7 protein-coding genes are annotated in these 8,616 nt (G+C 30.9%); 6 read left to right on the top strand and 1 reads right to left on the bottom strand.

Translation table 11 applies throughout. The features are described from left to right. Positions 1 to 2,087 (bottom strand): phosphoribosylformylglycinamidine synthase (purL, locus tag GQ540_RS05055; protein WP_291798263.1); only part of this gene is annotated, 2,087 nt, incomplete at its 3' end. A 242-nt stretch (positions 2,088 to 2,329) separates the two neighbouring features. Between purL and GQ540_RS05060 the strand changes: the two genes are divergently transcribed. The 6 genes from GQ540_RS05060 to hisH all read left to right on the top strand — a co-directional run bounded on the left by GQ540_RS05060 (position 2,330) and on the right by hisH (position 8,479). Next, positions 2,330 to 3,109, top strand: coding sequence for a hypothetical protein (locus GQ540_RS05060; RefSeq protein ID WP_291798266.1), 780 nt, complete (start codon positions 2,330 to 2,332; stop codon positions 3,107 to 3,109). A 271-nt stretch (positions 3,110 to 3,380) separates the two neighbouring features. After that, positions 3,381 to 4,238, top strand: coding sequence for an ATP phosphoribosyltransferase (hisG, locus tag GQ540_RS05065; RefSeq protein WP_291798269.1), 858 nt, complete (start codon positions 3,381 to 3,383; stop codon positions 4,236 to 4,238). A 52-nt stretch (positions 4,239 to 4,290) separates the two neighbouring features. After that, positions 4,291 to 5,574: a histidinol dehydrogenase gene (hisD, locus tag GQ540_RS05070; protein ID WP_291798272.1), complete on the top strand. Its 1,284-nt coding sequence runs from the start codon at positions 4,291 to 4,293 to the stop codon at positions 5,572 to 5,574. A 61-nt stretch (positions 5,575 to 5,635) separates the two neighbouring features. Then, on the top strand, positions 5,636 to 6,670 hold the full coding sequence (gene hisC / locus GQ540_RS05075; RefSeq protein WP_291798277.1) for a histidinol-phosphate transaminase: 1,035 nt from the start codon (positions 5,636 to 5,638) through the stop codon (positions 6,668 to 6,670). A 1-nt stretch (position 6,671) separates the two neighbouring features. Beyond that, positions 6,672 to 7,808, top strand: a complete 1,137-nt coding sequence (gene hisB, locus GQ540_RS05080) for a bifunctional histidinol-phosphatase/imidazoleglycerol-phosphate dehydratase HisB (RefSeq protein ID WP_291798279.1) — start codon at positions 6,672 to 6,674, stop codon at positions 7,806 to 7,808. A gap of 38 nt (positions 7,809 to 7,846) precedes the next feature. Next, the gene (gene hisH / locus GQ540_RS05085; protein ID WP_291798282.1) at positions 7,847 to 8,479 is read left to right on the top strand and encodes an imidazole glycerol phosphate synthase subunit HisH; all 633 of its coding nucleotides are present in this window, start codon (positions 7,847 to 7,849) and stop codon (positions 8,477 to 8,479) included. Positions 8,480 to 8,616 lie beyond the last annotated feature (137 nt).

Below are 8,616 nucleotides of genomic sequence, written 5' to 3' on the forward strand. Positions count from 1 at the left end.
TCTTCACCTTCATTTTTACAAGGCCACATCCAGTTTGCGGAAAGTGAAATACCAGATAAACCATCTTTTATAGGCGCCCAAACAATATTAGATAAAGATTCTGCAATAGCAGTTCTACTACCAGCAATTGGATCAATTAATGCTGCTATAGGTGAATGCCCAATAGAATTTGCAATACCTTCTTTACCATTATAATCTAATGCCATAACACCAACATTGTTTAGTGGTAATTGTAGCGGACCAGCACATTGTTGTTTTGCAACTTTACCACCAACACAACGATCAACTTTGTTTGTTAACCAATCTTTACACGCAACAGCTTCTAATTGAAGTACTTGCTCTAAATAGCTTGAAATATTTTTTATAGAGTATTCTAAATCAGTATAATTGTAATCAACAGTTTTATCTGTCATGATTGTTTTTGGAGAACTTCCAAACATATCAAATAAATCTAAATCCATTGGTTTTTCACCAGTAGTTTTAGATTCAAATGTAAACCGATTGTTATTTGTTACTTCACCAACTTCATAATAAGGAGAACGCTCTCTTTCAGCAACACGCTTAAGTGTTTTGGCATCCTCTTTGCCAATTACCAATCCCATACGTTCTTGAGATTCGTTTCCTATAATTTCTTTTGCTGATAGTGTAGGGTCTCCAATTGGTAATTTATCTAAATCAATCAATCCACCCGTTTCTTCAACTAGTTCAGATAAACAGTTTAAATGTCCACCAGCACCGTGATCGTGAATAGAAACAATTGAATTTATATCACTTTCAACCATTCCTCTAATGGCGTTTGCAGCTCTTTTTTGCATTTCAGGATTAGAACGTTGTACCGCATTTAATTCAATACCACTTTCAAATTCTCCTGTATCAGCAGATGATACGGCAGCACCACCCATTCCAATTCTATAATTTTCACCACCAAGCAACACTATTTTATTAGTTACTTTTGGTGTGTCTTTTAAAGCTTGTTCGGCTTTTCCATAACCGATACCTCCAGCTTGCATTATTACTTTATCAAAGCCAAGTTTACGTGCTTGCTCTTCATGTTCAAATGTGAGTACTGAGCCTGTGATTAATGGTTGTCCAAATTTATTCCCAAAATCTGAAGCACCGTTTGAAGCTTTTATAAGAATATCCATCGGTGTTTGATATAGCCAATCACGTTCTTGCATTCCTTTTTCCCAATGTCTATTTTCATTTAAACGAGAATAGGAAGTCATATACACAGCTGTTCCAGCCAATGGTAATGAACCTTTTCCACCGGCTAATCTATCTCTAATTTCACCTCCAGAGCCTGTTGCAGCACCATTAAATGGTTCAACAGTTGTTGGGAAATTATGAGTTTCGGCTTTCAATGAAATAACCGATTTGTAATCTTTCTTTTCGTAAAAATCAGGTTTATCAGCTGATTTTGGAGCAAATTGTTCCACTATTGGTCCTTCAACAAAAGCAACATTATCTTTATATGCTGAAACAATTCCTTCAGGTTTTAATTCCGAAGTTTTTCTAATTAATTTGAATAGAGAAGAAGGCATTTCTTCTCCATCAATCACAAAAGTTCCATTAAAAATTTTATGTCGACAGTGTTCAGAATTTACTTGTGAAAATCCAAACACTTCTGAATCTGTTAGTTTTCTTCCAATTTTAGCACTTAAATTATTTAAGTATTGAATTTCTTCATTGTTTAAAGCCAATCCTTCCTGTTGATTGTAAGCTGCAATATCTTCTATTTTTAAAATTGCTTCAGGTTGAACATTAATGGTGAAAATATCTTGATTTAATTTAGCATATTTTTCAAAAATCATTGCATCAAATGCTTCATTTTCTGTTGAAGAATTAAATTCTTCAACTCTAAGAACACCTTCAACACCCATGTTTTGTGTAATTTCAACTGCATTAGTACTCCAAGGAGTAATCATTGCGGCACGTGGGCCAATAAAAAAAGCATCAATAGATGCCTCAGATAGTTGTTTTAAATTCCCAAAAAGCCAGTTTAACTTTTGAGTGTCTTTTTGTAAAAGTTCTTTTGACGTTTGTACAGCGTATATTTTACTGTTTGTGTCTCCAAAGAATTGAATCATGTGTTGATTTATTTAGTGTATTGTTAGAAAGCGCAAATTTAACTAAATAATTATTAATGGTTCATAAACTTACTATTTAAATGGTATCATTTATTAAAGAGTTTTAAACAATTTACCGTAAATTAATTAAGGCTTAAAACAATTGTTTTTTGTTGAATTCTTCAACTTTAATTGGCGTAATTTGATAAAAATCAGTAACTTCACAGTAACTCCTTCTTTTATTAACTACTAAAATATTTATCATGAAAAAATTATTACTATTATTTGTAGCCATGGTATTAATGACTGCTAATTTGTTTTCACAAGAAAAGTCATATCTAATTTTTGAACTTATGAAGGTTGATAATGAGCAAGAGGCTGACTATTGGAAAGTTGAAGAATTTTGGGAAAAAATTCATAAGCAACGAATTATGAATGGAGAATTAATTGGTTGGGATATGTGGTCATTAAAACCGGGAGGTGAAGATGAAGGATATCAATATATGACTGTTAGTGTATATGACAATCCAATAAAAATGTTTAAAGGAGATGATAATTTTCCAGCTGCAGTAAAGGCTGCTTATCCAGAAATGTCTGATGATGAATTTCAAAGTCAAATGGGAAAAACAAGTAAATCTAGAGATTTATCAAAGCGGTTTTATCTTGAAGTTTTAGCAGAAACGGAAGATGAATATGATATGGATATTGGGTCTATTGCTTATATTGACTTTATGAAAGCCACAAATTCAACGTATGAAACTACTGAAATTGAAACCTTTTTGCCGATGCACCAAAAAGCAGTAGATGATGAGGTTAAAGAAAAATGGAGTTTATTAAGAATTCTGTCGCCATCTGGTAGTGATGCTTATGCAACACACATAACTATAAATATGTTTTTAGGATTTGAACAAGTATTTAAACCTAAAAAGAAGGCTTCTGACCAAAACTTAAGTGAAAATGCTATTGAAAAAATAGAGAAAGGAATTAAATCTCGTGATTTAAGATGGACTAACATTGCTACTTTACTTAGAAAAGTACGATAATTTAGAATGTTAATTATATAACAAAACGTTTAAGTTTGTAAATATTTTACAAGGTACAGTTTGCTGTATTAAACATTTTTATATATTTGTAGCACAAAACAAGAAATAATGAAATTTATTCAATTACATCGTCATCATTCTCATACTAGCACTCAGGCGAGAGGATAATGTATTGAATAATTTCAAAAATATAATTATAACCCGTTTGAGTAAATCAAGCGGGTTTTTTTATTAAAACAACTAGGTTTATTCAAACATATTAAAATAAAAAATGACTAAAATTAAGATTGCAGTACAAAAATCAGGAAGATTAAACCAAGATTCTCTAAAATTATTAAAAGATTGTGGAATTTCTATAGATAATGGAAAAGATCAATTAAAAGCATCAGCAAGTAATTTCCCGTTGGAAGTTTTGTATTTACGTAACGGTGATATTCCTCAATACCTTAGAGATGGAGTAGTAGATATTGCCATTATTGGTGAAAATGTATTGATAGAAAAAGGTGAAGATATTGGTATAGTAGAAAAATTAGGATTCTCAAAATGTAGAGTTTCTTTAGCTGTACCAAAAGATGTTGAATATTCTAGTATTAAGGATTTAGATGGTGCTAGAATTGCAACTTCATACCCAAATACAGTAAAGCAATACTTTAAAAAGTTTAATGTTAAACCAGATGTTCATATTATTAATGGTTCAGTTGAAATTGCACCAAATATTGGTTTAGCCGATGCCATTTGTGACATAGTTTCAAGTGGAAGTACGCTTTTTAAAAACAATTTAAAAGAAGTAGAAGAAATGCTGATAAGTGAGGCAGTACTTGCTGTTTCGTCTTCTATTTCTGAAGAAAATCAAAAAATTCTAGATAAAATACAGTTTAGAATTCAAGCAGTTTTAAAAGCTAGAAAATCTAAATATATTTTAATGAATGCTCCAAATGATAAAGTTGATACAATTATAAAATTATTACCAGGAATGCGTAGCCCAACTGTGTTGCCATTAGCTGAAGAGGGTTGGAGCTCTATTCATACAGTAATTGAAAAAAATACTTTTTGGGAAGTATTAGACGAATTGAAAGCAAATGGGGCAGAAGGATTGTTGGTGATTCCAATAGAAAAAATGGTATTATAAGTAAGACGTCATCTTAAACTTAATTCAGGATCTCATCAAAATATTAAATAAAATGAATAAAATTATAAATCCACCAAAAAGTGAATGGTCAATATTGTTGCAAAGACCAACGCAAACAATTGAAGCAATTGAAACTACGGTTAATTCTATTTTTGATGATGTAAAGCGTAATGGAGATGATGGAATTAAACGCTATACTTCTATTTTTGATGGAGTAGATTTAGGTAAATTGTATGTTTCTCAAGAAGAAATTTTAGCCGCTTCAACACAAATTTCAAATGAATTAAAAGCTGCTATTGATTTAGCTAAAAATAATATTTCAACATTTCATACAGCTCAAAAAACTGCTAAAAATATTATTACAACTGTTGAAGGTGTTGAATGCTGGCAGGAAAAAAGAGCAATTCAAAAAGTTGGATTATACATTCCAGGAGGAACCGCACCTTTATTTTCTTCGGTTTTAATGTTGGCAATTCCAGCTCAAATTGCAGGTTGTAAAGAAATTATTTTAGCAACTCCTCCAAATCAAAAAGGAGAAATAAACCCCGCTATTTTATATGCAGCACAACTATGTGGTGTCACCAAAATATTAAAAGTTGGTGGTATACAAGCTATTGCGGGTTTAACTTTTGGAACGGAAACTATATCTCAGGTGTATAAAATTTTTGGGCCAGGAAATCAATATGTTACCGCAGCTAAGCAATTAGCTACTAAATTTGGCGTAGCCATAGATATGCCTGCAGGGCCAAGTGAATTATTAATTGTTGCAGATGAAACATCCAACGCAAGTTTTGTGGCTTCTGATTTATTAAGTCAGGCAGAACACGGTACAGATAGTCAGGTGATTTTAGTAACAACTTCACTAGAAAAATTAAATGAAGTAGAGCTAGAAATAGAACAACAGATAGAACAATTATCTAGAAAAAAAATAGCAAAACAAGCTATTGACCACTCAAAATTAATTTATGTTAAATCTAAAGAAATTGCATTAGATCTGATAAATGAGTATGGCCCTGAACATTTTATAATTTGTACAAATGACAATGAATTTTATGTAGATAATGTTCAAAATGCAGGTTCGGTATTTATTGGTGATTATACACCAGAAAGTGCTGGTGATTACGCATCGGGTACAAATCACACGTTGCCAACGAATGGATATTCAAAAGCGTATTCAGGTGTCAATTTAGATTCGTTTTTGAAAGCTATTTCATTTCAAAAAATATCAAAAAAAGGAATTCAAAATATTGGAAATGCTATTGAATTAATGGCTGAAGCTGAAGGGTTAGATGCTCATAAAAATGCAGTAACTTTACGTTTGAATAGTTTAAAATAATTAGATTAAAAACTTGTCAAACTGAGCTTGTCAAAATTTTTCAAATTTTAAAGAATAGCATATGAACATAAATGATTTAGTTCGTGAAAATATCAAATCACTAAAACCGTATTCGTCAGCACGTGATGAGTTTAAGGATTTAAGTGCAAATATGGTATTTTTAGATGCGAATGAAAATCCGTTTGAAAATGGTGTAAATCGTTATCCCGATCCGCAACAAACATCGGTTAAAAAAGAATTATCAAAATTAAAAAATGTACCACTTTCTCAAATTTTATTGGGAAATGGTAGTGATGAAGTATTAGATTTAATTTTTAGAGCTTTCTGCGAACCAAAACAAGATAATATTATTACGTTGCCACCAACGTATGGAATGTATAAAGTGTTGGCAAACATTAATAATATTGATGAGAATGAGGTTTTATTAACTAATAATTTTGAACCTAATGTTGATGAAATTTTAAAAGTTGCTGATGCCAATTCAAAGCTATTATTTTTATGTTCGCCAAACAACCCAACAGGAAATTCATTTTCTAATGAAAGTGTTGAAAAATTATTAAAATTCTTTAAAGGTTTAGTAGTAATTGATGAAGCATATATTGATTTTTCTTCTGAAAAAAGTTGGCTAGAGCGATTGAATGAATTTCCAAATTTAATTATTACACAAACCTTATCTAAAGCGTATGGAATGGCAGGAATAAGAATGGGAATTTGTTATGCTTCCGAAGAAATTATTGGGGTTTTAAACAAAATTAAACCTCCTTATAACGTTAATGAATTAACACAACAAAGAGCTTTAAAGAGAATTTTAACTAAAAATAAAGTTAAAAAAGAAATTGAAATTATTTTAGAGCAACGAGAAAAGCTAATTGTTAAATTAAAATTGATTTCTATTATTGAAAAAGTGTATCCTACAGATGCTAATTTTGTGCTAATTAAAGTGGATGATGCTTCAAAAAGATACATTCAATTAATTGAAAAAGGAATTGTAATTCGTAATAGAACGAACCAGCCTTTGTGTGAAAACACATTACGTTTAACTATTGGAACAAAAAGCGAAAATATTAAGTTGATAAATGCATTTAAAGATTTATAAAATGAAGAAAAAAGTATTATTTATTGATCGTGATGGTACACTAATTAAAGAAACTGTTGATGAACAAATTGATGCATTTGAAAAAATGATTTTTTATCCTAAAGCATTTACATATTTAGGTAAAATAGCAAAAGAATTGGATTATGAATTGGTAATGATTACCAATCAAGATGGCTTAGGAACTGATGTTTTTCCTGAAGATACCTTTTGGCCTGTTCATAATTTTATTATGAAATCATTTGAAAATGAAGGGGTTGTATTTGATTCTGTTTTTTTAGATAGAACTTTCCCCCATGAAAATGCTAATACGCGTAAACCAGGAACTGGAATGTTAACTCAGTATTTTTCTAAAGATTATGATTTAGAAAACTCATTTGTAATAGGTGATAGATTAACTGATATTGAATTGGCTAAAAATTTAGGTTCAAAAGGAATTTTTATTAATGATAACACCAATCTTGGAACTGGAGAAATTACAGTTAAAAGAAATGAATTAGACAATAATATTGCTTTAGAAAGTAACGATTGGGAAAAGATTTATGAATTTTTAAAATTAGAAAATCGTACCGCTGAATTGACTAGAAATACGAATGAAACCAAAATTCACATCAACTTAAATTTAGATGGAACAGGAAAGAGTGATATTTCAACAGGAATTGCTTTTTTTGATCATATGTTAGATCAAATTGCACGTCACGGAAATATGGATGTAACCATACAAGTGAAAGGGGATTTAGAAGTTGATGAGCACCATACTATTGAAGATACAATGATTGCTTTAGGTGAAGTTTTCGCAAAAGCGTTAGGAAATAAATTAGGAATAGAGCGCTACGGTTTTTGTTTACCAATGGATGATTGCTTAGCACAAGTTACTATTGATTTTGGAGGTAGAAATTGGTTGGTTTGGGATGCAGATTTTAAACGTGAAAAAATTGGTGAAATGCCAACTGAAATGTTTCACCATTTGTTTAAATCGTTCACAGATGGCGCAAAATGTAATTTAAACATAAAGGCTGAAGGTGTTAATGAGCACCATAAAATTGAAGCCATTTTTAAAGCCTTTGCAAAAGCAATTAAAGCAGCTGTTAAAAGAGATTCAGAAAAAATGATTTTACCGAGTACAAAAGGAATGCTATAAGCCCCTAATCCACAAAGGGGGAAATAGAAATTATGAATATGACAGATTTAGATAAAGTGAAAGAAATTTCCCCCTTTGGGGGATTAAAAGGGGGCGTTGTAATTATTAATTACGGAGCAGGGAATATCCAATCTATAAAATTTGCAATTCAACGATTGGGTTATGAAGCAATTTTATCAGACGATGTTGATGTAATAAAATCGGCTGATAAAGTAATTTTCCCCGGAGTTGGAGAGGCGAGTAGTGCCATGAAAAAGTTAAAAGCAACAGGTTTGGATGTTTTAATCCCGACATTAAAACAACCAGTTTTAGGTATTTGTTTAGGAATGCAATTAATGTGCAACTATTGTGAAGAAGGTGACACGCAAGGATTAGCTATTTTTGATTGTGATGTTGTGAAGTTTAATAATAATGAGAAAGTTCCACAAATTGGTTGGAATCAAATTGAGAATTTAAAATCGGATTTATTCAAAGGTATTAAAGAGAAAGAATATATGTATTTGGTGCATAGTTTTTATGTCCCATTAAATGATGAAGCCATTGCAATTACAGATTATGGAATAAAATATGCTTCAGCGTTGCAAGAACAAAATTTTTACGGTGTACAATTTCACCCTGAAAAGAGTAGTAAAGCAGGTGAACAAATTTTAAAGAATTTTTTAGAATTGTAAATGTAGTAATAATGTCATTCCTGTGAAAAACAGGAATCCATACGGTGTAAAAAATAGATTCCTGCCTGCGCAGGAATGACATAAAATTTTAAGTAAAAAATAGCGATTTAAGAAGTCAATAATTAAACAATAATAAT

Origin of the sequence: Lutibacter sp. (assembly GCF_013139515.1) — a bacterium.
Lineage (GTDB): Bacteria > Bacteroidota > Bacteroidia > Flavobacteriales > Flavobacteriaceae > Lutibacter.